This is a genomic window from Actinoplanes sp. NPDC051475, assembly GCF_040689425.1.
Lineage (GTDB): Bacteria > Actinomycetota > Actinomycetes > Mycobacteriales > Micromonosporaceae > Actinoplanes.
The window spans coordinates 214,495-241,358 of sequence record NZ_JBFAZZ010000004.1; the positions used below are offsets into that span (position 1 = coordinate 214,495).

At 70.7% G+C, this 26,864-nt stretch carries 21 protein-coding genes; 9 read left to right on the top strand and 12 right to left on the bottom strand.

Annotated elements, in window-relative coordinates:
- Nucleotides 1-109: 109 nt before the first annotated feature.
- The gene (locus AB0368_RS10505) at nt 110-5,263 is read left to right on the top strand and encodes a hypothetical protein (protein ID WP_366153540.1); all 5,154 of its coding nucleotides are present in this window, start codon (nt 110-112) and stop codon (nt 5,261-5,263) included.
- 2 nt (nt 5,264-5,265) lie between these two features.
- Here AB0368_RS10505 and purE read toward each other — a convergent pair whose 3' ends face one another.
- Both purE and AB0368_RS10515 read right to left on the bottom strand, forming a co-directional pair.
- Nucleotides 5,266-5,763 carry a 5-(carboxyamino)imidazole ribonucleotide mutase gene (gene purE / locus AB0368_RS10510; protein WP_366153777.1) on the bottom strand — a complete coding sequence of 166 codons (498 nt, stop codon included), beginning with the start codon at nt 5,761-5,763 and terminating at the stop codon, nt 5,266-5,268.
- Nucleotides 5,763-6,983, bottom strand: a complete 1,221-nt coding sequence (locus tag AB0368_RS10515; RefSeq protein WP_366153541.1) for a 5-(carboxyamino)imidazole ribonucleotide synthase — start codon at nt 6,981-6,983, stop codon at nt 5,763-5,765. Before AB0368_RS10515 ends, purE begins: the two co-directional genes overlap by 1 nt.
- A gap of 386 nt (nt 6,984-7,369) precedes the next feature.
- Between AB0368_RS10515 and AB0368_RS10520 the strand changes: the two genes are divergently transcribed.
- Nucleotides 7,370-7,723, top strand: a complete 354-nt coding sequence (locus AB0368_RS10520; RefSeq protein WP_366153542.1) for a hypothetical protein — start codon at nt 7,370-7,372, stop codon at nt 7,721-7,723.
- Between the two features lie 16 nt (nt 7,724-7,739).
- Here the strand turns inward: AB0368_RS10520 and AB0368_RS10525 are convergent, their stop codons facing one another.
- Together AB0368_RS10525 and AB0368_RS10530 are read right to left on the bottom strand one after the other, a co-directional pair.
- Nucleotides 7,740-8,330 (bottom strand): hypothetical protein, encoded by a 591-nt coding sequence (locus AB0368_RS10525; RefSeq protein WP_366153543.1) that lies wholly within the window; start codon nt 8,328-8,330, stop codon nt 7,740-7,742.
- Between the two features lies 1 nt (nt 8,331).
- Nucleotides 8,332-8,865 (bottom strand): hypothetical protein, encoded by a 534-nt coding sequence (locus tag AB0368_RS10530; RefSeq protein ID WP_366153544.1) that lies wholly within the window; start codon nt 8,863-8,865, stop codon nt 8,332-8,334.
- Between the two features lie 128 nt (nt 8,866-8,993).
- On the opposite strand from AB0368_RS10530, the gene AB0368_RS10535 reads away from it, so the two are divergent.
- Nucleotides 8,994-9,659, top strand: a complete 666-nt coding sequence (locus tag AB0368_RS10535; protein ID WP_366153545.1) for a hypothetical protein — start codon at nt 8,994-8,996, stop codon at nt 9,657-9,659.
- 134 nt (nt 9,660-9,793) lie between these two features.
- On the opposite strand, the gene AB0368_RS10540 is transcribed toward AB0368_RS10535, so the two are convergent.
- Nucleotides 9,794-11,854: a thioredoxin domain-containing protein gene (locus tag AB0368_RS10540; protein WP_366153546.1), complete on the bottom strand. Its 2,061-nt coding sequence runs from the start codon at nt 11,852-11,854 to the stop codon at nt 9,794-9,796.
- A gap of 18 nt (nt 11,855-11,872) precedes the next feature.
- Between AB0368_RS10540 and AB0368_RS10545 the strand changes: the two genes are divergently transcribed.
- Nucleotides 11,873-12,043, top strand: coding sequence for a hypothetical protein (locus AB0368_RS10545; RefSeq protein WP_366153547.1), 171 nt, complete (start codon nt 11,873-11,875; stop codon nt 12,041-12,043).
- On the opposite strand, the gene AB0368_RS10550 is transcribed toward AB0368_RS10545, so the two are convergent.
- From AB0368_RS10550 to mca, 3 genes are all read right to left on the bottom strand, one after another.
- On the bottom strand, nt 12,040-14,679 hold the full coding sequence (locus AB0368_RS10550) for a bifunctional diguanylate cyclase/phosphodiesterase (RefSeq protein ID WP_366153548.1): 2,640 nt from the start codon (nt 14,677-14,679) through the stop codon (nt 12,040-12,042). The genes AB0368_RS10545 and AB0368_RS10550 overlap by 4 nt on opposite strands.
- 954 nt (nt 14,680-15,633) lie before the next feature.
- The gene (locus AB0368_RS10555; RefSeq protein WP_366153778.1) at nt 15,634-15,927 is read right to left on the bottom strand and encodes a hypothetical protein; all 294 of its coding nucleotides are present in this window, start codon (nt 15,925-15,927) and stop codon (nt 15,634-15,636) included.
- A 636-nt stretch (nt 15,928-16,563) separates the two neighbouring features.
- Complete coding sequence (mca, locus tag AB0368_RS10560; protein ID WP_366153549.1) at nt 16,564-17,445, bottom strand: mycothiol conjugate amidase Mca; 882 nt, start codon at nt 17,443-17,445, stop codon at nt 16,564-16,566.
- A 111-nt stretch (nt 17,446-17,556) separates the two neighbouring features.
- Between mca and AB0368_RS10565 the strand changes: the two genes are divergently transcribed.
- Nucleotides 17,557-17,976 (top strand): DUF4307 domain-containing protein, encoded by a 420-nt coding sequence (locus AB0368_RS10565; RefSeq protein WP_366153551.1) that lies wholly within the window; start codon nt 17,557-17,559, stop codon nt 17,974-17,976.
- Nucleotides 17,977-18,253: 277 nt separating this feature from the next.
- Nucleotides 18,254-18,748 (top strand): transcription elongation factor GreA, encoded by a 495-nt coding sequence (gene greA, locus AB0368_RS10570; RefSeq protein ID WP_366153552.1) that lies wholly within the window; start codon nt 18,254-18,256, stop codon nt 18,746-18,748.
- Nucleotides 18,749-18,969: 221 nt separating this feature from the next.
- On the opposite strand, the gene ilvA is transcribed toward greA, so the two are convergent.
- Genes ilvA through AB0368_RS10585 form a run of 3 tightly spaced genes read right to left on the bottom strand, consistent with a single transcriptional unit; the run spans nt 18,970 to nt 22,772 of the window.
- A complete protein-coding gene (ilvA, locus tag AB0368_RS10575; protein ID WP_366153553.1) occupies nt 18,970-20,193 on the bottom strand; it encodes a threonine ammonia-lyase in 1,224 nt (407 codons plus the stop codon).
- 21 nt (nt 20,194-20,214) lie between these two features.
- Nucleotides 20,215-21,582, bottom strand: a complete 1,368-nt coding sequence (locus AB0368_RS10580; RefSeq protein WP_366153554.1) for an amidase family protein — start codon at nt 21,580-21,582, stop codon at nt 20,215-20,217.
- Nucleotides 21,583-21,620: 38 nt separating this feature from the next.
- On the bottom strand, nt 21,621-22,772 hold the full coding sequence (locus tag AB0368_RS10585; protein WP_366153555.1) for a cystathionine gamma-synthase: 1,152 nt from the start codon (nt 22,770-22,772) through the stop codon (nt 21,621-21,623).
- Between the two features lie 24 nt (nt 22,773-22,796).
- On the opposite strand from AB0368_RS10585, the gene AB0368_RS10590 reads away from it, so the two are divergent.
- Both AB0368_RS10590 and msrA read left to right on the top strand, forming a co-directional pair.
- Nucleotides 22,797-23,237 (top strand): HIT family protein, encoded by a 441-nt coding sequence (locus AB0368_RS10590; RefSeq protein WP_366153556.1) that lies wholly within the window; start codon nt 22,797-22,799, stop codon nt 23,235-23,237.
- A 48-nt stretch (nt 23,238-23,285) separates the two neighbouring features.
- On the top strand, nt 23,286-23,984 hold the full coding sequence (gene msrA / locus AB0368_RS10595; protein WP_366153779.1) for a peptide-methionine (S)-S-oxide reductase MsrA: 699 nt from the start codon (nt 23,286-23,288) through the stop codon (nt 23,982-23,984).
- 594 nt (nt 23,985-24,578) lie between these two features.
- Here msrA and AB0368_RS10600 read toward each other — a convergent pair.
- Nucleotides 24,579-25,625, bottom strand: coding sequence for an alpha/beta hydrolase (locus tag AB0368_RS10600; protein ID WP_366153557.1), 1,047 nt, complete (start codon nt 25,623-25,625; stop codon nt 24,579-24,581).
- Here AB0368_RS10600 and AB0368_RS10605 point away from each other — a divergent pair.
- On the top strand, nt 25,599-26,528 hold the full coding sequence (locus tag AB0368_RS10605) for a WYL domain-containing protein (RefSeq protein WP_366153780.1): 930 nt from the start codon (nt 25,599-25,601) through the stop codon (nt 26,526-26,528). The two genes, AB0368_RS10600 and AB0368_RS10605, sit on opposite strands and share 27 nt — an antisense overlap.
- Nucleotides 26,529-26,864 lie beyond the last annotated feature (336 nt).

A 26,864-nucleotide genomic window follows, 5' to 3' on the forward strand; every position in this document is an offset into this window, starting at 1 on the left:
CGCGAACCTGCCGGGTTCGCGGCCGTTTCCATTGATCTCGACCCGCTTGGGACTGTTCTAATGAGGTGTCGGAAGGCATGCTTCGGTGGGGCGGGGTCTAGGAGGTGCCGTGGCGCAGGCTGACGAGCCGGAGGGCTACGACGAGGAGCTGGCCCGCATCGACGCGTCGATCGCGGAACTGAAGATCCGGGACATGGCGGCGGCCAAGGAACGCACGACCATCGCCAGCAAGATTCAGGCCGCCCAGTTCCAGCGGGACATCCTCGCGCACGCCAACCAGCAGCGGAAACGCTCCTCGGCGAAGCCCACCCGCCGGGTGCGGCGGCGCCCCGCCGAGGCCGCGGCGCCCGCCGAGGGCAGGCCGTCGTGGTCGCCGCCGGGCACGCCGTACACCGGGCCGCCCGGAGCGGCCACCGACGGCGTGACCATGCTCGTCGACGACCCGCCGCCGACCGAGGAGCCGCCGCCCGCGGGGTCGATGCCGCCGCCGCGCCGTCCCCGGGTCGCGCCGCTGCCGCCGGAGCACCCGCCGCCGCATCCGCCGGAGACCTCCTCCAAGTCGGTGCAGAACATCCTGCTGGGGCTCAGCGCCCTGGTGCTGGGCGTCGCGGCGGTCGTCTTCGCCGGCGCCGCCAGCAATGCGGTCGGCCGCGCCTTCATCCTGGCGATCGGCACCGGCATCGCCCTGGCGGCCGCGCCCGCGATCGCCCGGCGCGGCCTGACCTCCACCGCCGAGACGCTGACCGCCGTCGGCCTGGTCCTGTTCCCGATGACGCTGTACGCGTTGCACGGCAGCCCCCTGCTCGGCGGCTCCTCGGTGCCGTCCCCGGTCTTCCTGGGCATCACCCTGCTCATCACGACCGCCGCGGCGTTCGTCTACGCGGGCATGACAAGGCTGGCCGCCCCGCGCTACGCCACCGTCGCCGCCGTGCAGCCGGTGCCGCCGCTGCTGGCGTACCCGGTCGTCGAGAGCCCGACCGGATGGGCGGTCGCGCTGACCGCCGTGGCCCTCATCGACCTGCTGCTGCTCACCACCGTGATCCGTCAGGGGCGGCTGGTGCCGCGCTGGCCGGTGGGCCGGCCGGTGGTCGCCGACCGCGAGTCGCTCGCCGAGGCCGACGCCCGCGACATCGGCGCGCGGGACTTCGAGACCCGGCACGACCCGGCCGATCCGGGTTCCTACGACCCGGACGTCCTGGCCGAGCCCGCCGATCCCGCCGCGGCCGACGCCACATACGGCATGCCGGACCGGCCCGAGTCGCGGCCCGAGGAGCCCGATCTCATCATCGACGGGCTGACCGGCCGCCGGCGCCGGCGCTGGCTGCCGACCCGCATCTTCCCGGGCCCGCGTCCGGCCGATGCTCCGCCCGCGGGCTCCGTGCCGCTCGCCCCGCCCGCGTCCCCGCCCTCCGCGAGCTGGCTGCGGCAACTGACGTTCACCCTGCTCTGCGTGGCCGCGGCCGGGGCCCTGCTGTACGCCGGCGCCGGGCTGCTGACCGCCGACGCCGTGCCGGACGCCGTACGCTCCGGGCTGATCCTGATCCTCGCCGCCGTGACCGCTTCGGCGGCCGCGCGGCTGACGGACCAGATCACCGCCAGCAACATCGCCGGGGCCGTCCTGACGCTGTCGGTCATCGCCGCCTGCGCCCGCATCGCGGACGTGGCATCGCCCGCGTGGACGCTCGCCGCCGCGGCTGCCGCGGTCGCGGTCACCGGCGCGGTCGTCCGGATGCTGGCCGACGAGGTGCGCCGCGGCCCGCAGTACGCGTCCGCCGGCGCCCTCACCCTCATCGGCCTGTTCGTGGCGGTCGACGCCCTGCGCGCCGCCCTCGCGCCGGTCCAGGCCGCCCGGCCGGTCTGGAACGCGGACACCGCCGCGTACGCGGGCCGGATCGCCGAGGCCGCGGGTGAGTCGGGCTGGCTGCTCGCGCTCAGTGCCCTGCTGCTGACCGTCGCCGCCGCGCTCGCGCTGCCGGCCGAATATCGCCGCGAGGGGGCCGTCACCGGGGTCGCGCTGACCGCGCTCGCCGTGCCCGCCTCGCTGGCTCTCCCCTGGTCCGAGGCCCCCTGGCCGCTGGTCGTCGCCGCGATCGGCATCGGCGCCGCGGGCCTCCTGGCGCCGACCCGCCGGGTCGCCGTCGCGCACATCGCCGCCGCCGGGGTGGTCGGCCTTTTCGGTTTCGGCGCCGCGCTGAGCGCGTCGTGGCTCACCGCCGCGGTCCTCACCGCCTTGGCCGGGGCGGGCGTCATGGTCGCGGTCGCTGCCCGGCAGATTCCGGTACGCCTGTACGCATGGCTGGTCGGCGACTGGGCTTCCGGAGCGGCCGCCCTGGCCATCCCCGGTGCCGTGACGACGGCCGTGCTCGCCGTCAACGACCCCGGCGGCGGGCCCCCGGCCACCGAGGCGGTCACGGTGCCCGCGCTGGCCCTGGGCTTCCTCGCCGTGGCGGGCACCCTCACGTACGCGGCCGTCTTCCAGGTCGCGCGCCGCGAGATCAGCCTGCCGATGACCGCCGGGGCCGGGCTCGGCGCGGTCGCCCTCGCCATGGCCGCGCTGCTCTCGCCGGGTTCGACGGCGGCCGACATCTGGGTCGGCGCGCTCCTGCTCGTCGCCGCCGGCCTGCTGTTCTTCGCCAAGTCACTGGACAACGGCCGGCGTGCGGACCGGATGCTCGACGGCCCGGACATCGCGGCCGCGGCGGCCACCGTGGCGGTCTGCGGCGCGCTCGCCCGGGTGACGGCTCTCGCCTTCCCGGACGCGCCGCTCGCCGTCGGGGCCGTCGTGGTGCTGATCGTCGCTTTCGGCGTACGGGCGCTGCCGGAGGACTGGCGCCGCGGCCCGGTCCGCGGCGTGGGCCTGGCCGGTCTCGTCGTCGGCGCGATCGCCGGCTGGCAGGCGGTGGCCGACGGCCTGCGGATCATCGCCGCCCCGGGCCCGATCTGGGCATCCGACGTCAGCGGCTACCCGGACAGCGCGCCGCCCGGTGCGTGGCAGGCCCCGGTCGCCCTGCTGATCATCGCCGTGGCCGCCACCACGGCCCTCCCTCGCCCGGCCCGGTACGACGTCAGCGCGGTGTGCGTCGCGCTCGCCACGATCGCCGCCCCGGCCGCCTTCGGCCTGCCCTGGTGGTCGCCGCTGCTGATCGGCGGCGCGGTCACGGTCGGGTACGGAGTCGCCGCCGTGGCCGCCGCCGACCCCCGGGCCGCGCTGTCCCGCGCCGGAGTCGCCGCCGTGGTGGCGCTGCACGCGGCCGGCGTGGGTCTCATCCGGCCCTGGTCGACCGCGATCGCCCTGACCCTCATCGTGCTGACCGGCGTCCTCGTGGCCTGGCTCGCCCGCGCCGACCTGACACCGGCCGCGCGGCTCGGCTGGGCGGAACGGGCCGAGACCGACGAGATTCTCGCGTACACCCTCGACGACACCGGCATGCCGCGCCACCGCGCCCAGATCGGCGGCGCTGCGACCATGGGCGCGCTGCTCGCGGCGCCGGGCGTGCTGGCGGCGATCGCGGCCGACCAGGGCCGCACCGCCCAGGTAGTGCTGACCGCGGCGCTGGCCGGCTCGAGCCTGATGCTGGCCCTGCTCGCCCTGGTGGGCCGCTCGGTGCCGCAGTATCTGCCGTGGGCCACGATCGGCCTGGTCGGCGGCGCCACCGTCACCGCGCTGGCCTCCGTGCCCAGCGACTACCCCACCGCCCTCTACGCGGCCGCGGCGGCGCTGCTCGGCGTCATCGCGGAACTGCTGCGCGGCGCGGTCCCGGCACCGGGACTCACCCTCGCGCCGCCCCACACCTGGCGCGAAACCCGCGTCACCGGTACGCGGCAAGCCGGCCTGCGCCCGAGCGGCCTACGCGGGCGCTGGCTGGTCGACCCGGCCACGGGCGCAGTCGTCGTCGCGGCCCTGCCGACCCTGCTCGCCCTGGTGTCCATCGCTCCGGCGCTGCGGGCGGCCCTCCTCGACCCGATGGCGCAACTCAGCGCGATCTGGGACGGGCCGGTGGCGGCGCTGACCAGTCCCGCCTCCGGCAGCGTCGACGGCACCAGCGTCCTCGCCACCGTGCTGCTGACCGTGGCGGCGGCGCTGGCCGCTCTCGGGTTCGGCGGCAAGCCGGCTGAGGCCGTACCCGTGATCCTGCCGGGTCTTGCGATCACCCTGCTGATCGCGCCCATCGCGCTGAATGCGCGGTGGCCCGCGTCGACCTCGGCCGCGCTCGTGGTCTTCACGATCTCGATGCTGGGGCTGGCGCTGACGCCGCCGCCGATCGCGACCCGGGCCACGCTGCTGCGCTACACCCGCACCATCGTCTTCATCATCGGGCTGCTCGCCGGCGGGGCCGGACTCGCCGGCAGCCTCGCCACGCAGCGGCTGACGCTGTTCACCCTCGGCTGCGCGATCGGTGTCGGCCTGGTCGCGGCGATCGCGGGCAAGAGCCGCCACGCCCGGGTTCTGGGCTGGTTGTTCGCCGCGGCGAAGGGCCAGTTCTTCGTCCTCACCGTCGCGCTGGTCGCGGGCCTCACGCGGGAATGGGCGGCCTTCGGCGTGCTGGCGGTCGGGGCGGCGCTGCTGATCCTCGAGGCGCTCCTGCCGCGCCTGGGCCTGCCGGAATACCGCCTCGAGGCGACCACGGTCGAGTGGAGCGGGTACGGGTCGGCGCTGCTCGCCGGCGCGCTCGCGTACAACTCGCCGGCACATCTGGCGGCCCTGCTCGCGGCGTGGGGCGCGGTCCTCGGCCTCGCGGCGACCCGCCCCGGCCGCAGCCCGAACCAGCGCCGCAACCTCTTCTGGCTGGCGGTGGGCTTCGAGGTCATCGGCATCTGGCTGTTCGTGGCGCTGGCCGACGTGGCGCTGCCGGAGGCGTACACGCTGCCGTTCGCGGCGCTGGCGCTGCTGGTCGGCGTCCTGGAGACCCGCCAGCGGCCCGACCTGAGCAGCTGGGCGGCGTACGGGCCATCGCTGCTGGCCGCGTTCGTCCCGACGACCGGCCTGGTGATCGCCACCAAGGCCGGCGACCTGCGCGAACTCCTGCTCCTGCTGGGCGCGGTGACGACACTGATCATCGGCTCCCGCCTCCAGCAGCAGGCACCGGTGGTGATCGGCGCCGCGGCCACGGTGGTGGCGACGGTGCACTTCGCCACGACGCTGGTGGGCCCGTGGCTGGTGCTGGTGCCGGTCGGCGTGGTGCTGCTCTTCCTGGGGGCGACGAACGAGAACCGCCGCCGCACCCAGGAACGCCTCCGGGGCGCCCTGGTCCGGATGCGCTGACTTCAGGCCAGCAGGCGCCGGCGCAGGGCCTCGTCCTTCTCGGCGACGACCTGTTCGAGGTTGGCCTGGAAGGCCTGCATCTTCTTCAGCAATGCCGGGTCGGAGGCGGCCAGCATCCGCACCGCCAGCAGCCCCGCATTCCGGGCACCACCGATCGACACCGTCGCCACGGGTACGCCGGCCGGCATCTGCACGATCGACAGCAGCGAGTCCATGCCGTCGAGGTACTTCAGCGGCACCGGCACCCCGATCACGGGCAGCGGGGTGAGCGCCGCCACCATGCCGGGCAGATGAGCCGCCCCGCCCGCACCGGTGATGATCACCTTGAGGCCACGGTCGGCCGCGGACGTCGCGTAGTCGACCATCTTCTGCACGGTGCGGTGCGCCGAGACGACACCGACCTCGAACGGCACCTCGAACTCGGCGAGGGCCAGCGCCGCCGCCTCCATCGTGGACCAGTCCGAGTCGCTACCCATGATCACGCCGACGACCGGTGCCATCATTCGCCTTCCTGGAGACGGCGGGCGGCGCGGGCCGCCCGCGCGCGTACCGATGCCATGTCGTCACCGAGCACGGTGACATGCCCGATCTTGCGGCCGGGACGCACCTGCTTGCCGTACAGGTGGACGCGAACCCCCGGGTCGGCGGCGAACAGATGATGCAACCGCTCGTCGATCGGCATCCCCCCGGCCGGCCCACCGAGCACATTCGCCATCACCACGGCGGGCGCCGCCAACGAGGTCTCCCCCATCGGATAGTCCAGCACGGCCCGCAAATGCTGCTCGAACTGAGAGGTACGCGCACCCTCGATCGTCCAGTGCCCCGAATTGTGCGGCCGCATCGCCAGCTCGTTCACGACCAACCGGTCCGCGGTCTCGAACAACTCGACGGCGAGCAGCCCGACGACACCGAGCGCGTTGGCCAGGTCGATGGCCAGTTGCTGGGCCTCGAGAGCCCGCGCCTCGGAGAGATCCGGAGCGGGCGCGAGAACCTCGACACAGATGCCGTCCCGCTGCACGGTCTCGACGACGGGGTAGGCGGCGACCTGCCCGAACGGCGACCGGGCGACGAGCGCGGCGAGCTCGCGCTGAAGGGGGACACGCTCCTCGACGATCAACGGGGTTCCGGTGGCGACCAGTTCCTCGGCGGCGGCGAGGTCGGGAAGCCTCCAGACGCCGCGGCCGTCGTAGCCGCCGCGGACGGCCTTCGCCACTACCGGCCAGCCGGCCGTGCTGTCGCGCGGGGCGTCCCTGTCCGGGCGCGCTGCGTGTCGGCTTGGTCGCGCGGTTTTGGCGGCGGCGACCTCGGCCGCGAAGTCGGCGATGTCCGCGGCGGTCGACACGGGCCGCCATAGCGGGACCGGGGCGCCCAGCTCGGAGAGCCGCTCCCGCATACGCTGCTTGTCCTGGGCGAAGACGATCGTCTCCGCACCCGGATAGATCTTCACGCCCTCGGCGGCCAACGTGGCGATGTGCCCGGTAGGCACATGCTCATGGTCGAAGGTGACGGCGTCGCACCCCTTGGCGAACTCCCGCAACGCGGCAAGATCGGTATGGGTCCCGATCCGCACATCGGCGGCGACCAGCGCGGCGCTGTCACCGGGAGACACGGAGAGCACACGCAACGACTGACCAAGGGCGATCGCGGCCTGGTGGGTCATCCGGGCGAGCTGTCCGCCGCCCACCATGCCGACAACGGGAAGGCCGGTTCGAGTATCCATCGCGGCCCAAGCCTATCTACCACCTTTTCCCGCTGGTGAGGCGGCTGGCCTCGCCCGATCCCTGGGATCGCCCGCCGGCGGATCCGCTCCCGGTCCCGCTCTTCTGCCGCTGGATCCGCTCGCTCTTCCGCTCCTCCGCCGCTGGATCCGTTTCCTCTTCCGCCGCCGCCGGACCCACTTCCCGGGCGTCTCGTGCTCAAGAATCTTGAGCGGCCGGGTTTCCACTGCGGCCTGCTGCGGCTTAGTACCTGTGTGAACTTCTTCCCGCACCCGACCGACGCGGTGGTCCTCCCGAACCCGCCGAAGAATCTTGGCACCCCGGTTACCAAGCCGGGGGCCGGCTCGCTCGTACAGGTAGTCGTTCCCCCAGCCACGAAGGGCCAGCCATGAGAGACGGGCGCACCGTACCGATCGCCGGCGAGCAGCTCACCGCCGCGGAGGCGATGCAGTATCTGACTCCGGGACTGTTGCAGTTCCTCGCGGACATGGACGGGGCGCCCATGTCGATCGTGCAAGCAGCCGTACAGGTGTTGCCGTTCGGATCCCGCTCGGCGTTGCTGGCCACGGGCCTGGCCACCGCGGACGGGAGCGGCGCCGGGCCTGCCGGGGAGACCGGGCTACGGCTCACGCCCCTGGCGTTCGAGGTCATGGCCGAGGCCGCCGCGCCTGCGGAGAGCGGAGGCTTGGACAAGCTGGCCGACACAGCCTCCGCGATCGTGGCGGAACACAGCTGTTCGTGAGTCCGCGCATACTCGCCTATTCGCGGTCGGCCTCGACGAGGTAGGCGCGCAGGCGACGCAGGGCCTTGGCCACTCCGACGTGGCTGAGACCGAGGGCGCGGGCCGCCGTACGCGTGCTCGGCACCTCTCCCGTGCACTGGATCTCGTCGAGCAGATAGGCGGCCAGCCGTACCGCGGTGGCGTCCTTGTCCCGCCGCGCGTCCGCCATAGCCTGCCGGACGATCGACACGTTGGCCAGGCGATCGAGGCGAGCCGCCGCCGCCTCGTCGGTCATGGTCAGCGAACCGGGCAGGGAACTGTCCACGAGTACGGTGCGGTGCGAAGCCTTGATCGTCGCCACGGCCATCCGGTTGGCGATCGCGATCAGGTAGCCGGTGGGGTTGCCCACCTCCGAGACGTAACGGCGTTCGGACGCTTCGTACAGGCGGCTGATCGCGTCACCGGCGACCTCGTCGACGTCGGCGGACGTGAGCGGCGGGCAGTAGCGTCGCCGCAGGTATCCGCGGAGCGCCGCGATGCCCTCGCGGAAGACCTGGTGCGGCACGTGGGCCTCGGGCGCCATGAGGGCGGTCACCAGGTCCAGCAACGGATCCTTGTGGACTTTCACGTCAGGCCGCCTGCCGGCACAGGAGCTGGTAGAACTCCAGCACCGTCTCCCGCACGAACCCACGGTCGATGTTCCGGCGCGGTCCACGGAGCCGCTCCACGACGTCCGCGGGATGGGGCGGCGACCCGTCGATCTCCGCCATGTCGAGGTAGTACGTGACGATGAGGAAGTCGAGCACCTGGCCGCGCCGCACGAGCGTACGCATGCCCCGCCGAATCTCGGCCGCGTCGAATCGGCCGTTGAAAACCGTTTCGGTGAACAGTTCGTCATACTCCCGGCTACCCGGAGGTATCTTTCCGTTCTCCCGCAACCAGGCCAGAACGGCACCGATGATGTCGGCTTTCAGACCCGGCACGACGGCCCCGGCGGCGTCGCGCGACGGACGATTACGCCATTTGATCAGCACTTTCCCGCAGATCGACCGGAGGGTCGGCGCGTCGACCCTTCCGGGAAACCGCTCGGCCGCGTGCCGGCACAGCTCCCTGAGCAGGACTTCTTCCCGGCCGTCAAAGGGCTCCCGGTCCGCGGCGCGCATTATTTGATCCACCACTACCCGCCCACCTCGAAGAGCCGTCGAGCGCAAAAGTATGTTTGCCTTCCCGGCCCGGACGGCGTCTATGCTACGTCCGTTGTCCACCCGTTTCGCCCCCGTGCGAGGCCGCAATGTCGATCGTTGCAGCACTGTCCGTGTCGGCGATCTTCGCCGTCTTCAGTTTCCCGTACCGCTTCTATCAGTGCTGGTACAGCTGGAGCCGCAAAGGAGCAGCGTTCGGCCTGCTGATCTATATCGCCTTCGCGGGATTCGGCGCCGGCTTGATCGGCTGGATGCCCGCACATCTGAGCCAGATGACACCGACGGGAAACCCCTGGCTGGACGGCATGATCTTCGGTTTCGCCGGATCATTGGCGGTACGCGCGGACTTCAGCAACCAATCCACAAGCGAGCCGCGGGAGGTGCACCATGTGGCTTCGATTCTCGGAAAGGGAATCGAGTGGTCGACCGAGCTCCTCGATCACGTCCTACGCCACGAGGCCTCGATCTATCTGCACGGCTTACAAGATCGGGAATTGCTCGCCGTCGCCCGCGACCTCATATACGAGATCAAGGCGAAGCCGACGGCAATGGTGCCGAAGATCGCCAAGGCCGCCGTGATGAAAAAGGTGGTGGAGGCCATGAAGACATTCAGCACCGACCCGCACACGGACCGCCGCGACGAGGCCCGCGAGCGCTTGATTCATTTCTGCTTGGAATACATGGTCCGGGAACGTGTCACCAAACCGTCAGTGGAGGCCAAGGCCTCACCGTCACCGGCGGCCACAGCCCATTGATTCCGCGGCTCCCACGGCCCAGCGCCCGCGCGGGCTGACGACGGTGATGGTGGTGGTGTGCGTGGAAGCCCCCGGGCATGCGGCCTCCCAGCGGCGGCAATGTCATCGGACGCCGGCCGGGCGGAGATCTCCTCTCAGCCGGCCAATCGTGCCTCCAGTTCCTCGGGCGTCGTCACGGGGCGATCGCAGACGAAGCCCCGGCACACATACGCCGCAGGCCGTCCGTCGATCAGCGCCCGGTCCGCCAGCAACGGCACGCCGGGCTTGTTCGGAGGCCCGGCGACGATCACCGTCCCCGGCGGAGCGTGCCGGTGCGCTGCCGCCAGCAGCGGATCCTGCGGGTCGTCGGTAGCGATGGCGATCTCGTACGGCCCGGCCAGCGCCGCCTCAGCAACAGCCGCGGAGTATCCGGCGAAGCGCGGGTGACTTTCGATGAGTGGCCCCACGGTCTCGAGCGCCGCGTCCGCAGCCTCCCGGTAGCGCGTCTCCCCGGTGAGCGCCGAGTAGGCGACCAGGCCCGCGCAGACAGCAGCGAGGCCCGACGGCGTCGCGTTGTCGGTGGGATCGGCGGGCCGGGTCACCAGGCGCTCCGCGTCGTCGGCGGTGTCGTAGAAGCCGCCCTGCCCGGTGCCGAAGTGATCGAGGGCCACGTTCAGCAACGAGCCCGCCAGTGTCAGCCATCGACCCTCGCCGGTGAGCTGGTGCACCGCGCAGAACGCCTCGGCCACAGCGCCGTAGTCCTCCAGCACGCCGGCCGGCTGACCCACGACGCCATCACGGGAGACACGACGCAGCCGGCCGTCGACGATGTGCCGCTCCGCCAGCACCTCGGCGAGCGCGACCGCGGCCTGCCGGGCAGCATTTGGCCCCGCCTGCCACACCCCGGCGGGTGAGGCCGCGGGGTCGGACGCAGCCGCGGCAGCTGCGGAAGCTGCCACGCCACATAGCGCATACTCGGCCAGGGCGGTGATCGCCAGGCCGTTCCACGACGCCACGACCTTGTCGTCCCGGGCCGGTTGCGGCCGCTCACCCCGAGCCCTCAACAGCCGGTCGCGGACGTCGCGCCAGCGGTGCACCAGTTCTTCCTCGGCGCTCTCGATGTCGCGCGCCAGGACCAGGACGCTCGTGCCGTGCTCGAACGTGCCCTTGGTGGTCACCCCGAACAGGTCCGCTGCCCAGGTGCCGTCCTCCTCGCCCAGCGCCGCGGTGAGCTGCGCGGGCGTCCATGCGTACGTCAGGCCTTCGGTGCCCTCGGTGTCCGCGTCCAGCGCGGAGGCGAGCCCGCCGGCCGGGGTGGCGAGGTCGCGCAGGAGGAACGCGGCGGTCTCCTCGGCGATGCGATGAGCGAGCGGGTCGTCGGTCAGCCGCCACAGGTACGTGTAGACGCGGAGCAGGAGCGCGTTGTCGTACAGCATCTTTTCGAAGTGCGGCACGGTCCAGGTGTTGTCCACCGCGTAGCGTGCGAAGCCGCCGGCCAGCTGGTCGTAGATGCCACCCCGCGCCATCTGCTCGGCAGTGTGGCGGACGATCTCGAGGGCCTCGGCGGAGCCGGTGCGCTGGTGGTGGCGGAGCAGGAACAGCAGGTTCATGTGCGGCGGGAACTTGGGAGCGCCGCCGAAGCCGCCGTACGTGTCGTCGTGGTCCTTGGCGAGCTGGACCGCGGCGGCGTCGAGCAGGGACGCCGAGATCGGGGCGGTCGGGCCGCCGACCAGCTGGGCACCGCCGATCGCCTGGACCACCGCGGAGCCCTGCTTGACGACGCCTTCGCGCTGGTCGCGCCACGCGGTGGTGACCGAGTCGAGCAGGCGGGAGAACTGGGCCTTGGGGAAATACGTGCCGCAGAAGAACGGCTCGCCCTCCGGCGTGGCGAACACCGTCATCGGCCAGCCACCCTGCCCGGTCATGGCCTGGGTAGCGGTCATGTAGACGGCGTCGACGTCGGGGCGCTCCTCACGGTCCACTTTGATGGCCACGAAGTCGTTGTTGATCTGGCGGGCGATGCCGTCGTCCTCGAAGGACTCGTGCGCCATGACGTGACACCAATGGCACGCGGCGTAGCCAACGGAGATCAGCACGGGCACGTCCCGCTCACGGGCCTGGGCGAACGCCTCGTCGGACCAGGGCCACCAGTCGACAGGGTTGTCGGCGTGCTGGAGCAGGTAGGGCGAGGTCGCGGTCGCCAGACGATTGGCCATGACCTCAACCTAGCCGCGATGGGCGCCGGCAAACCTTACGAAGCGCCGACGGTCGGCCGCGACGCGCTCGCGGCCGGGCCGACGCCGCCGAACCGACGCCAAGCCGCCCACGCCAAGAGCCGCCGACCACAGGCCGCCGTCGACGCAAGCCCCGACAAGACGCCGTCGACCGCCAAGCCGAAACTCTAGGAAGCACCGTCCGCCCGCAGCGGCACGATCTTGGCGGGAGCAGCATCCGCCAGCTGCCGCAACGCCGGAATGATCTTTTCCGCCGGCAGCGGCCGGCTGAAGTGGTAGCCCTGGGCGGCCGTACACCCGAGCGCCAGCAAAGCCGCACGCTGGTCCGCCGTCTCGACACCCTCGGCGACCACCCGGGCCCCGAGCCGCGCGCCCAGCTCGACCGCGCCACGCACCACCGCCGCCGCCGCCGGCGACTCGGTCATCTCGGTGACGAAGGAGCGGTCCACCTTCAGCTCGTCGACCCGCACCCGGGTGACGAACGCGAGCGAGGAGAACCCGGTCCCGAAGTCGTCGACCGAGATCTGCACCTGAAGCTCCCGTAGGGCCGCCAGCACCTCGTCGACGACCCCCTGATCGCTCACCGCCATCGACTCAGTGATCTCCAGGACCAGCTGCGGGGGCCCCATCCGGTGCCGGCGCAGGGCGTCGGAGACCTGGGCGGGGAAGGTCGCGTCGAGCAGGCTGCGGGCGGAGATGTTGACCGATACGGGTACGTCGATGCCAGCCGCCGCCCACCCCGCGGCGGCCTCGAGCGCGTGATCGAGCACGTACCGGGTGAACGGGGCCAGCAACTCCCCGTGCTCGATGGTTCCGACGAAGCAGTCGGGCGTCAGCATGCCGCGCCGGGGATGATTCCAGCGGATCAGCGCCTCGACGCCGGTGGGCGCGCCGCTCTCGAGGTCCACCTCGGGCTGGAGCATCAGGACCAGCTGGTCGTCCGCGGTGAGCGCGTCGTGCAGCTCGGCGGGGAGGGCCAGGTGGTCGGTGCTGCTGGCGTCACGGGCACTGTCGTACGCGGCGACGCCCATGCCAAGTTCTTTCGCCTGGTCGAGCGCGATGCCGGCCCGCCGGATCAGCTCCCCGAGGTCGGCGTGGCCGGCCTTCTCCACCACGACGCCGACGGCGACATCGACGGCCAGCCGTACGCCACCGATCTCGACGGGCCGGCCGATGCTGTCGACCACCTCACGGGCGCGGCGTACCGCTTGAGGAAGCGGAGTCGGCACCTCACGAAGCGGCGTCGCCGAGTCGGTCAAGGTGACGACGGAGGGGAGGAGCACGGCGAACTCGTCGTCGCCGAGGCGCGCCACGAGCTCGCGCTCGCGGGCCAGATCGGAAAGCCTGGCTGCGACCGTACGCAAAACTTCGTCGCCGGCCCGATGCCCCAGCGTGCCGTTGATCTCCCGGAAGTTGTTGAGGTCGAGCAGGAGCACCGCGACCGGCTGGTCGCGGTGCTGCGAGCGGAGCAGGACCTCGCCGTCGGCGAGCAACGCCCGGCGATTGGCGACCCCGGTGAGCTGGTCATGGACGCTGTCGTGCGTCACCTGAGCATCCAACAGCACCAGCCGCTCGTGCGCCGCGGCATCATGCAGCGCGCCTGCCAGAGCGTCCGCGTAGGCCGACACGGCAAGCTCATCCCGGGCCGCCGGCAACGTCGGCTCGGCCAGCCAGACGGTGATCTCGCCGACCGTGGTGCCACCCACGATCATGGACCGCGTGATGACAGGCCCGGGCGCGGCACCGGGCAGCGGATCCTGCGGGGCATCGTCGACATAGCGCCGGCTGCCGTAGCGCGCCGGATCGACCTCAAGGGACAATTCCGGGCGAGTCCGTCGCGGCAGCGGCGCCATGCCACTACCCGGCACCGACACCGGCTGCCCGCCGGCGTGGTGCGGAAGCGTCACCTCGATCTCGACGCGCAACGCACCGAAGACGTCCAGCGCCCCACGAAGACCGGCCTGAGCGACGGCCGCCTCGGTCGAGCCGCCGAGCGTACGGGTGGCCCGCGCGAACGCCTCCCACACCCGCCGCTCCTCCTCGGCCCGCAAGTGGTAGCGGTAGGTGCGTTGCAGCAGCCACAGCACGGGCGGGAACGCGATCAGCCACAACGGCTCGTTCGTCACCGCGTACAGGGCGGAGAGTCCGACCAGCACGTTGCCCACGAACATCGGCAGCTTGGCATGCAACGTCCGCGCCGCGATCTGCACGGGCGTCGCATCCCGGTGCAGCGAGAGGGTGAGGACGGCCAGACCCAAGGTGATGATCAGGTACGTCGCAGCGCCGGCGATCAGCCCCACCTGCGTACGCGAACTCCCGGCCGGCGCCCCGGGACCAGCGAGCACGTACGCGACCGCGGTGGCGCCGGAAGTGCCGAGGCTGAGCGAGGCGGCGAGGTGAAGAATGTCGGCAACAGCCCGCTGACCGTTGAGCCAGGTGATGAGGAACCAGGCCGCAGCCGCCCCGACCAGCGTGGCGGCAGGCAGCCATCCCGGCGGCGCCAGCGCGAACCCGAGAATGAACGCCGTCTCGCCCCAGGAGATGCTGACGGTCCCCCGCCCGACCCGGAACCGCAACCGCGCAAGCTGCGCAACAAAGGCAAGGACAAGAGCGACACCGACCCCGGCAGCCGACGGATTCGCCAGCGCTTCGACCCGCCGCAACGGCAACAGCGTTCCAAGAACGGCGAGGACGGTCGCGGCGGTGAGAACAGCGCCGGTCATTACGCGTACGCCGAGAGAGCGCCCGCCGACCGCAGCACCGGCATCCCGGCGTACCGCGGAGGAGACAGCGGAAGGCGAAGTCATGCCACCTCCTCGCCCGTCCCGTGCCGCCGACTGCCGGAGGTGATCGACGCCGTCGTACGGCCACCTGTCCGGTCCGGGGCCGGTTGCCGCTCCGCGGCGGTCGGGAAGCCCGGCCACGTGCCGAGGCGGGCGCCGACCGGCCGGCCCGATGAAGACGACAGGCGCGAGCGAAGGAGTCTTCCCGGCCGCCGTGCCACTCCAACCCGCACGGTGATGCCGGGCCGCGCCGCCGCTCCGAGCCGCCACGCAATTCCGGGCGAACACGGTTTTTCGGGCGATCGCAGCGTTCGGGGCGACCGCAGCGTTCCGGTCGACCGCAGCGACCACGGCGTTCCAGGCGACAGAGTGGTTCCGGCGAATCGCAGCATTTCGGGCGACCGCCGCGTTCTGGCCCGCGCGAGTCCGGCCGTTTGCAATCGCCACGGGCCGCACTGCCGCCCGGGCGTCGGCGTCGGCGTCGGCGTAGTGGAATGACGACGCGTCCGGTGGCCGGGGCCTGAATTCGCGCAATGTGCACACGAACCGGAGTCACGGTGATCCGACAGGGCCGGACAGCCGTTAACAGGACGTCGGACCCGGATCTCCACAGAACCGCCCGAGCCGCCCTCGCCCCACAGAGAAGAACGTCGCTGAAGGGGCTGGGGGCGCCGTCCGATCGGCTCCGCAAAATGCTCTTCCGGATCTCGCCCGAGGTCATACCACAGACCGCTGACCAGCGGCACAGGAGAATGCACGTGCATCTGCAGTGGAGAATGCCGGGGGCGGATGTTGGTCATCGACGGCCCCCTTTCCGCGCAGGGTCGAGGGACGTCAAGCCCCCCGGCGGAAGGCTAAGCCAAACCGGCGGAACGCAACAGGGGTTGACGCAGAAGCACTGTCGATGTTCGGACGGTGACCCGTCGCCGCAACGCCTTAATAAGGCAACTTGACAAAGTGGAAAGACGCCCGCAGTAACTAGGCGCGCTCGCCCGATCCGGGCCGCTCCGCTGTGGAGTCGCCGTCGCCCGAGCCCTTGACCTCGCCCTCCGTGGTGACACCGTCCCCATCGGACTTGGCACTCTCGCCGGCGGGAACACCGGGAGTAACGTCGCTACGGGCAAGATCAGCATCCAGCCGAGCGATCTCCGCCTCCCGCGCGACGTCCTTGGGATCAGCGAAACTGTCGGGAAGCCGACGCAACCGCTTGTTCATGTTGCGGATCAGCAAAACCGTGGCAACCGACATCAACACGATGATGAACAGCCCCATCGGCCCAGCCAGGCCGCCCGACCGGGTGTCTCCGAAGTTGTTGACCGCCACGAAAAAGTTCACCCGTCAAAGGTACGCCCACACCCGCCCCGCCCGGCCACGGGATCCCGCACACCTCCCAATCCGCCGCCATCCGCAAGAACGCATCCAGGTTCCCGCCGCAGTCGAGCGGGAACATTTCTCACGAAGAGTAGTGGCATTGTCGCTTGCGGTTACCGGGCGGTCGCATCAGATGGTCGCCGACCGCACGGGCACAAACCGCCGGCCCGGACCAGCCCGGTACGACCCGCGCTGCCCGGCACTCCCCGCCCGGCCCGGCCGACCCACCTACCCGGACGCGGACACCCGGACGCAGACAACCCGAGACGGGGTCAACCCGGACGCGGGTGCGACCCAGGCGCGGGTGCGACCGGGCGCGCAACCAACCCGGGCGCGGGTGCGACGACCAGGCGTGGGTGCGCCCCACCCAGCCGGAATCAGCCCAGCCGGTAGACCGCACCGCTAACCCGCCTCCGGCGCCCAGCGCCCAGCGCCGAACCGGCACCACTCACCCGCCCCTCGGGCGCGAACCGCCGTCGCCCACCCGGCCGCCGCGCGCCACCCCTCCGGCACGCCCGCACGCGGCCGCAATCAGCCTTAGTGAACCTGGACGGACTCCCGAATCCCCGCAAACAGATCCGACTCCGGCACCGAGCTGTCCACCAGCGATCGCGCTAGTTCGAAGTCCTCCGTCGGCCACACCTTCTGCTGCAGCTCCAGCGGCACATGGAACCAGAACCCGTCCGGATCCACCTGCGTAGCGTGGGCGCGCAACGCGTTGTCCCGCACCTCGAAGTACTCCCCGCACTCCACCCGAGTCGTGATCTTGTCGCCGCGGTCCGGGCGCTCCTCCGCCTTCTTGAGCCACTCCGTGTACGGCGATTCGAGGCCCGCAGCGAGCATGCCCTCATGCAGCGCCAGCATCCGTGCGCGGCTCCAGCCGGAGTTGTAGTAGAGCTTCAACGGCTGCCACGGCTCCCCGAGCTCGGGAAACTGCTCCGGGTCACCGGCCGCCTCGAACGCCGCCACCGAGATCTTGTGGCACATGATGTGGTCGGGGTGCGGGTAGCCGCCGTTCTCGTCGTACGTCGTCATGACGTGCGGCTTGAACTCGCGGATCAGCTTGATGAGCGGGATGGCGCCCTCGGCCGGGTCGACCAGGCCGAAGCAGCCCTCGGGCAGCGGCGGCAGCGGGTCGCCCTCGGGCAGGCCGGAGTCGACGAAGCCCAGCCAGGCTTGTTTGACGCCGAGGATCTCGCGGGCCAGGTCCATCTCCTTGCGGCGGATTTCGGCGATGTCCGCCAGCACCTCCGGCCGGTCCATCTTCGGGTTGAGCACGCTGCCGCGCTCGCCGCCCGTACACGTAGCGACCAGGACGTCGACACCCTCGGCGACGTACCGCGCCATGGAGGCCGCGCCTTTGCTGGATTCGTCGTCGGGGTGCGCGTGCACCGCCATGAGACGCAACTGCTCAGCCACTGATATCTCCCTCGACCGGACCTCGTTGAGCGGGCCCGGCTCCGGCTGCGAAGATGGACACGGCCATTCTGGCCGATGGCACCGACAGTTTTCGCAGGAGAGGTCCCCCTGGTGAGCGAGACGCGCGCCACAGCGCCGGTATTCCCGCCGGGTCGTTACGGCCGGCGCCGAGACGGCCGCCGACGCCTGCTGGGACCGATCATCGTCGGCGTCGTGGTCGCGGTGGCGGCGGTGGCTCTGGCCGTACGTCTCTACAACCAATACGGCGACCCGGCCTACGACACCCAGATCCAGCGATGGACCGGGGTGACGGAAACCCAAATCACCATCGATTTCACGGTACGGGTACCGCCCGGCAAAGCCGCCAGCTGCAGCCTCCGAGCGCGAGACTACGACGGCAACGTCGTCGGAACTCGGACAGTCACGGTGCAGGCCACCAACGGAAGCCGCACCATCGAGGCGTCGGAAGCCGTCCAAACCACCGCCAAGGCGTTCGTCGGCGAGGTCCTCGGTTGCCGCGCCTCAAGCTGAAGCCTTAGGAACCCCGGAGTTCCCGGGCGGGTCCGGGCTACGAAAGCCGAGGCCAACGGCCTGGAGACGGTCAGCCCCCCGTCGGCCCTGAGGTTCCGCGGGGTGCCGGAGCCGGCGCACTCGAAAAAGTGTCAGACCCCCGGGATACAAAAGAACCACCAAGGCGCCCGCAAGCTCGCGTATAACTCTGCGTCATCGCAAAACCGGACGTGAGTCCACCGCTGGTAAGCTTGGTGATTCGCTCCGTACGCCTGTCCCGCTGCAAGGAGAAGAGTCTGTGACCAGTTCCGAAGCGTCGAAGACCTGGCTCTCCCAGGACGCTTACGACCGGCTGCAGGCCGAGCTCGACGAGTTGATCGCAGCCCGGCCGGCCATCGCCGCCGAGATCAACGCCCGCCGCGAGGAGGGCGACCTGCGGGAGAACGGGGGCTACCACGCCGCCCGTGAGGAGCAGGGCAAGCAGGAAGGTCGCATCCTCTACTTGAAGGAGTTCCTGCGCAACGCCGAGGTCGGCGAGGCCCCGACGGCCGACAAGGTCGCTCCCGGCATGGTCGTGACGATCTACTTCGACGAGGACAAGACCGACACCGAGAAGTTCCTGCTCGGCTCCCGCGAGATCGCCTCCACGACCGACCTGACGGTGTACAGCCCGGAGTCGGCCCTCGGCGTGGCGATCCTCGGCACGAGCAAGGGCCAGACCGTGACCTACACCGCCCCCAGCGGAGCGGACATCAAAGTGACCGTCGTCGACTTCTCACCCTTCGGCGCCTGACCCACCCCCCGACGTCGGCCGGCCCGCAAAAGCGAGCCGGCCGCCCGGCCCGGACCCGGTCCCACAACCGAGCCGCGCCACAAGCTCGCCGGCGGATCCCCCGGCCGAGGGCGGTACGGCTAACCCCGGGGTCAGCCGCACAACCCGCCCAAGCCCCCACCTGCACAACCGGCCGCTGCCCCTCGGGTTCCGGTCGCCTGCCATTTGCCGGGCGAGGCGCGTCAGGGGGTTCCGGACAGCAGGGTCACCGCGTAGCCCGTACTGCGCAGCGCTCCGATCAGCGTCGCCGAGTGGTCCGGGCCTCGGGTTTCCACCGAGAGCTGCACCTCCACCTGGCCGAAGCTCAATCTCGGGTTGTGGCGGGAGTGCAGCACGTCCACGATGTTCGCCCGGTGCCCGGCGATCTCGGTCAGCAGGCGGGCCAGTTCGCCCGGTTGATCCCCCGTCTGCACCGACAGGCGCAGGAATCGCCCCGCCGACGCCAACCCGTGCTCGATCACCCGCATCAGCAGCATCGGGTCGATGTTGCCGCCCGACAGGATGGCGACGACCGGCGACGTCACTTCGACCTTGCCCGTGAGCAGGGCCGCCACCGCCGCGCCGCCGGCTGGTTCGACCACCATTTTGTGGCGTTCGAGCATGGACAGCAGGGCCGCGGACAGGTCTTCGTCGGTGACCGTGACGATGTCGTCGACGAGTTCGCTGACGTGGGAGAACGTGAGGTCGCCGGGGCGCATCACCGCGATGCCGTCCGCGATGGTCGCCGACTCCGTCAGCGTCACCGGCGTTCCCGCGGCCAGGGAGGGCGGGTAGGCCGCCGCGCCGCTGGCCTGGACGCCGATGATGCGTACGTCCGGCTTCAGGGCTTTGGCCGCGACCGCGACGCCCGAGATCAGGCCGCCGCCGCCGACTGCGGTGATGATCGTGCCGACCTCCGGGCATTGGTCGAGGATCTCCAGGCCCACTGTGCCCTGGCCGGCGATCACGTCCGGGTGGTCGAACGGGTGGATGAGTATCGCGCCGGTCTGGTCGGCGTACTCGCGGGCCGCTCGCAGGGAGTCGTCGACCGTGGTGCCCGCGTACTCGATCGCGGCGCCGTAGCCCTTGGTCGCGGTGACTTTGGGTAGGGGGGCGTTCTCGGGCATGAAGACGGTGGCCTTAGCGCCGAGCAAGCCTGCTGCCAGCGCGACTCCCTGGGCGTGGTTGCCCGCGCTCGCGGCCACCACGCCGCGGGCCCGTTCGGCGTCCGTGAGGCGCGCGATCCGGGTGTACGCGCCGCGCACCTTGTACGAGCCGGCCCGCTGCTGGTTCTCGCACTTGAGCCAGGCCGGAACGCCCAGGAGGCGGGTCAGCGGCATGGAGTGCTCGAGGGGCGTGATGCGGACCACGCCCGTGAGCAGCGCCCGGGCGGCTTCGACGTCGGCGAGCGAAAGCAGGTCACTCATGGCTGTGATCGTGCCATCCGCTCACACGAACGCGTGGCGCGGCCAGGGATTGGCCACCTCGAGGAGTCCTGCGATCGAGAGCAGCAGCAGCTCCGAGTCGGGCGGGCCGACGAACTGGACGCCGACCGGGAGGCCGTCCGGGCGCAGACCCATCGGAACCACGATCGCGGGCAGCCCGGCCATGTTCCAGGGGGCCGCGTACGGCGCGTACCGGATGTTGTCGAGGATGTTGCGGCGCCAGCGCCCGGCGGAGTGACCGTCGGCCGGCGGCGGGGTGGCCGCCAGGGCCGGGGTCAGCAGGACGTCGACCTTCCGGTCCTCGAAGAACCTGATGCTCTTCTCACGCCAGGCGTCGCGCTGCTCCTGCCGGACCCAGCCGCGGTTCCAGGCGATCTTTCCCAGCCGGACGTGCCGGCGGGTGCGCGGCTGCAGCGCCTTGAGGTCGATGCCGGCGGCGTCCGCCTCGCGGTAGGCCGACGCGAACCAGGTGAGCAGCCCGGCGGCCCCGAGCGCCGTGGTGTACGCGGGCTCGGCGGTCACGGTGTCGTGGCCGGCGTCGACCAGGAGCCTGGCCGCTCTGGCCACGGCACCGCGGTTCGGCTCGTCCGGGCGTACACCCAGAACCGGGGAGCGCAACGAGACCCCGATCCGCAGCCTGCCCGGCGGCGTGAGTTTTGCCGGTGACCGCCCGGCCAGGACGGTGAAGCCGAGGGCCGCGTCGCCGACCGTCGTGGCGAGGATGCCGTGCTCGACGAGCCCGAGCCAGCCGTCCAGGCCCAGGTCGCACGGGATCACGTCGCGGCCGGGCTTGAGGCCGACCAGGCCGCAGCAGGCCGCGGGGATGCGGATCGAGCCCAGACCGTCGTTGCCGTGGGCGATCGGCACCAGGCCCGCGGCGACCGCCGCGGCCGAGCCGCCCGACGAGCCGCCGGGCGTACGGTCGAGCGCCCACGGGTTGCGGGTGGCGCCGTCCGGTCCGTCGGTGGTGCCCCACAGGCCCATCTCGGGCATCCGGGTGACGCCGACGACGACCGCGCCGGCGCCCCGCAGCCGGCGGACCACCTCGTGGTCCTCCTCGGCGACGGGGGTCCGGGCGGCCGCAGAGCCGTGCCAAGTCGGCAGGCCCGCGACCGGGGTGTTCTCCTTGACCGCCACGGGTACGCCGGCGAGCGGCAGGTTGGCCAGGTCCTCCTGCTCGTCGACCTTCTCGGCCTCGACGATCGCCTCCCCGCCGCGCACCACCCGGAACGCGGTGAGCGACGGTTCGGAGATCGCGATCTGCTCGAGGTGGTCGGCGACCACCTGGGTGGCGCTCGTGTCGCCACGGCGGACCGCCCGCGAGATCTGCTTTGCCGTGGCACCCACCCACGTGGTCGCCAGGTTGTCCATGGCCCGTCTCCGCCTGTCTACTGTGTCTGTAAGGCGCCTCAGCCGAGCGCCTGCTCGAGGTCGGCGAGCAGATCGTCAACGGTTTCGATGCCGACAGACAGTCGCACGAGATCGGCGGGTACTTCAAGCGGTGAGCCCGCGGCGCTGAGGTGTGTCATCTGACCGGGGTGCTCGATGAGCGATTCGACGCCGCCCAGCGACTCGGCGAGGACGAAGAGTTTCGTCCGATTACACACCTCGATGGCCTGCTCGGCGCCGCCCTTGGTGCGGAACGAGATCATCCCGCCGAAGCGCGACATCTGCTTGGCGGCGGTCTCATGTCCGGGATGCGACTCGAGGCCCGGGTAGAGAACCCGGCCGACCTTGGCGTGGGTCTCGAGGTACGCCACGATCCGCTCGGCGTTGTCGCAGTGCCGGTCCATCCGTACGCCGAGGGTCTTGATGCCGCGCAGCGTCAGCCACGCGTCGAACGGCCCGTTGACCGCGCCCATCGCGTTCTGGTGGAAGGCCAGCTGGTCGCCGAGATCCGCGTCGGCCGTGATCAGCGCGCCGCCGACGACGTCCGAGTGCCCGCCGAGGTACTTGGTCGTCGAGTGGATCACGACGTCGGCGCCGAGGGCGATCGGCTGCTGCAGGTACGGCGACGCGAACGTGTTGTCCACGGCGAGCATGGCGTCGTACTCGTGCGCCAGGCCGGCCAGCGCGGGGATGTCGGCGATGTTCAGCAGGGGGTTGGTCGGCGTCTCGGCCCAGATCAGCCGGGTGTGGCCGGGCCGGAACGCCGCCCGGACCGCGTCGAGGTCGTTGAGCGACACCGCGGTCCAGTCCAGGCCCCAGTTCTCGGCGACCTTGCTGAAGAGGCGGTAGGTGCCGCCGTACGCGTCGTCCGGGATCACCACGTGGTCGCCGGGACGGCACACCGCCCGCAGTAGCGTGTCCTCGGCGGCGAGACCGCTGGCGAAAGCGAGACCGCGCTGGCCGCCCTCGATCGCGGCGAGGCATTCCTGCAGGGCGTCGCGGGTCGGGTTGCCCGAGCGGCTGTACTCGTAGCCCAGCCGGGGCGCGCCGACGGCGTCCTGGGCGTACGTGCTGGTCTGGTAGATCGGCGGCACCACGGCACCCGTGCGAGGGTCGGGATCCTGCCCGGCGTGGATGGCCAGTGTGTCGAAGCCGTACTCGTTACCCGTCATGAGGGGCAAGGCTAGTCTGCGCTGATGGCCGACTGCCTCTTCTGCGGGATCGTGGCGGGCGCGGTTCCCGCATTCAAGGTCGTGGACACCCCCGACGGCGTCGGCTTCCTCGACATCCGGCCCGTGTTCAAGGGGCACGTGCTGGTGGTGCCGCGTCCGCACGTACCCGAATTGACCGGTCTTGAGAAGGACCTTCTGCCGGGATTCTTCGCGCTGGTGCAGCGGGTGGCCGCAGCGGTCCCCGAAGCGACCGGGGCGAAAGGGACGTTCGTGGCGATGAACAACATCGTGTCGCAGTCCGTGCCGCATCTCCACGCGCACGTCGTGCCGCGGACGAAGGGCGACGGGCTGCGCGGATTCTTCTGGCCGCGGCACAAGTACGACTCGGACGACGAGGCGGCTGCCTACGCTTCCCGTATCGGCGACGCGCTCGGGTCGCTCGGGTCGCTCGGGTCGCTCGGGTAAGGAACCCCGGGCGGATGGTGTTACACCCGGCGGATGAAGGGAGACACCGTGTTCCTGCGGTACAACAAGCTCGAGCTGCCCACCCCCGACCAGGCCGCTCCCGGCCGCCTGATCGAGATGCCGGTGGCCGACACGCACACGGTGCTCGGAACCCCGCTGAAGGGCCCCTGGCCGGCCGGCCTCGAGACGGCCGTGTTCGGCATGGGGTGTTTCTGGGGCGCCGAGCGCATCTTCTGGCGCCTGCCGGGCGTGTACTCGACCTCGGTCGGCTACGCGGGCGGCTTCACCCGGAACCCGACGTACGAGGAGACCTGCTCGGGAACGACCGGGCACACCGAGGCCGTCCAGGTGGTGTACGACCCGGCGAAGATCAGCTACGAGGACCTGCTGAAGGCCTTCTGGGAGAACCACGACCCGACCCAGGGCATGCGCCAGGGCAACGACGTCGGTACGCAGTACCGGTCGGCGATCTACACGACGACAACGGAGCAGGAGCGGGTCGCGCAGGCGTCGCTGGATGCGTTCCAGCCGGTGGTGACGAAGGCGGGCCACGGCACGATCACGACGGAGATCAAGCCGCTGGACACGTTCTACTACGCCGAGGACTACCACCAGCAGTACCTGTCCGACAGCAAGAACCCGGGCGGCTACTGCACCCACGGCCCTACTGGGATGAAGATATGTGCCCCTGATCAGTGGGACATCAAAGCCGACGGTTGGACCTTCAACCAGCCTTCTTCCCAGTAGCGGCCTTGCTCCGATGACGGCCCACAGAGAACCTGGCGGGCCGTCATCGGTGACTGACCTACAAGCATCCGGGCACGGCAGCGAGTGTTCGCCGCAGCGCGCGTTATCGGCGGCAGATCCGTGCACGTGATCTTCGAGCGCATGTCAGTGTGACGGCTGCATCCCGGCGTCTAGCGCAGCATGCGGCAGCTGTGCATGTCCGCCCGCGACGCTTACCGTGGGCCCGCCGGTAGGTTGTGTCGGTGAGCAACCCGATGTCGCCGAGATGTGGCAGGCCCATTGTGACCGCTGGGGTCCACCGCTGCTGCGCGGCGCCGAGGTCAGACATCGATGCCCTTCTTGATGCCGAGACCGCAGGCTGCGTGAGCGCCCCCTGAGTCCTTGAGAGCACGGCGGCGGCCATGGTGCGCAACTGCCAATCGGCAAACATCAATCAAATGGTCCATCGTGGCGCGAGGCGGATCGCCCAGACAATGGACGGCGCACCCTGGCGGGTTGGTGGCTGACGCCACCAACCCGCAGCGCAAGGGGCATGACCAGCGACTACAACCCGCGAGCCCTCAGCGGACCGTGAGCTGATCTCCTGCAGGAATGCTAGGCGGCATCCCGCTGGTCCAGCCATTTCAGAATCGCCTCGGTCGTTTCCTCCGGCTTCTCCTGCTGGATCCAATGACCGCAGTCCAGACTGACTACTTCCACATTCGGCACGAATTCCGTCAGTCTTTCAGCCCTCGCGACCGTGTCGCGGTCGCCGTAGATCATGAGGGTGGGCTGTCGGATGATCGGGTCCACGTCCGCCAGCAGGCGCCAGTTGCGGTCCAGGTTTCGGTACCAGTTGATTCCGCCCGTGAACCCTGTTGACTCGAAGGCGGAGACGAAGACGGCCAGTTCGCTGTCACTCATGACGGGCTCACCGAGTGGGGTTTCCGCTCTGGCGAGGTTAATCAACGCATTGCCCGGCTGAGGCTCTGCGAGGGGCACGTTCTTCCGGTACAGGTTCCGAAGGAATTGGAACGTGTTCTCCTCGAACACGGCGTCCGCGACGCCCGGCTGCCGGTTGAAGTGGACGAAGTAGAAGTCGCTGCCGAGCACGGCTTCCATGACCTCGATCCAGGGCATTTCCCCGCGCTCGAGGTACGGCAGGCTCAGGTTGATCACCTTGTTGACCCGGTTTGGGTGCAACAGGGTCAGGCCCCAAACGACGGCTGCACCCCAATCATGACCGACAAGGGTGGCATCGTCGTATCCGTAGTGATCGAGCAGTGCGACGAGGTCACCCGACAGGTGTGCGATGTCGTAGTCGGTGACTTCGGCCGGACGGGACGAGTTGCCGTAACCCCGCTGGTTCGGGACGATGACGTGGTAGCCCGCTGCCGCAAGGGCGGGCACCTGATGGCGCCAGGAGAAGGCGTGCTCCGGCCAGCCGTGACAGAGCACGATGGGGTTCCCCGCGTTCTGCCGGCCGGCTTCGAAGACTTCGAGTTCCACACCGTTGACCGAAATGCGGGTGGGCTCGGGAAAATCGATTGTCATGCCGGCATCTTGCCGACCGATACCGGTCACCTCCTGACCGGTTTTTGCGGAAGTGTTGTCGGAGTGCGAGCCGACCGGTTGATGGCCATCCTCCTTCTGCTGCAACATCGCGAGCAGGTGACAGCAGCGGAGGTCGCCCGGGAGTTGGAAATCTCCGAGCGCACCGCCCGCCGCGACCTCGACGCCCTGGGCATGGCCGGCGTGCCGGTGTACTCCATGCAGGGCCGAGGCGGCGGCTGGCGCCTCGTGGGCGGCGCCCGCACCGACCTGTCCGGGTTGACCGCGAGTGAGGCCCGCGCCCTTTTCCTGGTCGCAGGCCCGGCCTCGTCTGCGACGCCGGCCGTGAAAGCGGCGCTGCGCAAGCTCGTCCAAGCCCTGCCGGAACCCTTCCGGGTGCAGGCCGAGGCGGCAGCGTCGTCGCTCGTCATAGACCCGCAGCAATGGGGGTCGCGCCGGGTCGAGCCCCGACCGCCTCGCTTCCTCGACGAGCTCCAGGACGCGGTGATCCGCGGCGTCCAGGTCCGGCTCGGCTACGTCGACCGCGAAGGCACCGAAACCGAGCGAACCGTCCACCCGCTGGGCATCGTCGCCAAAGGCCCATCGTGGTACCTCGTCGCCAACAACGAGGCCGGTCGGCGGACCTTCCGGATCGACCGCGTTTCGTCCGCCGACCCGACCTGCGACCCCGTGCACCGGCCCGAGGACTTCGACCTTGCCGAGAGCTGGCGCGCGATCGCCGACGAGGTCGACCGCAAACGAACGCCCCTCGAAGTCCGGGCGGTGTGCGCGCCCCAGGGGATAGGCGTGCTCCGGATGGGGTTCGGCGGTCGGCTCGAGGTGGGAGGTTCCAGGACCGACGGCCGCATCGAGGTCGTGATCCGCGGCAACGACGAATACATACTCGCTGGCGAGCTTGCCGGGCTGGCCGAATGGATCGAGGTGACCGGCCCTCCGGGTGTGCGAGACCACCTGGCCTCGATCGGCAACGCGCTCGTCGAGCGATACGGCTGAGACCAGCACGGACGTCGTACGGCAGAGCGATAACCGAGGTCACCGGGTTCTACAGCACCGATGAACTCCGACTGCTCGCACGGCACTACGACGAGATGAGCGCCATCTACCCGGCCCAGCTCTCCAGCCTCCGTAACGACGAGCTGTGAGCAAGGATGCCGCTCGTCATCGACGCGGCAAGGAGCAGCAGCCGTGGCAGCACCCCCGAGCAGGGGTCGACGTCGACGCACGCTCATCGGCATCTGTGCGCACGACGTACTTAACCGGCTCGGCCAGGCCCGCGACGCCGCCTTTGGATGGGTAACTGCATCCTGCGCTACTGTGCCCCTCCGGAAC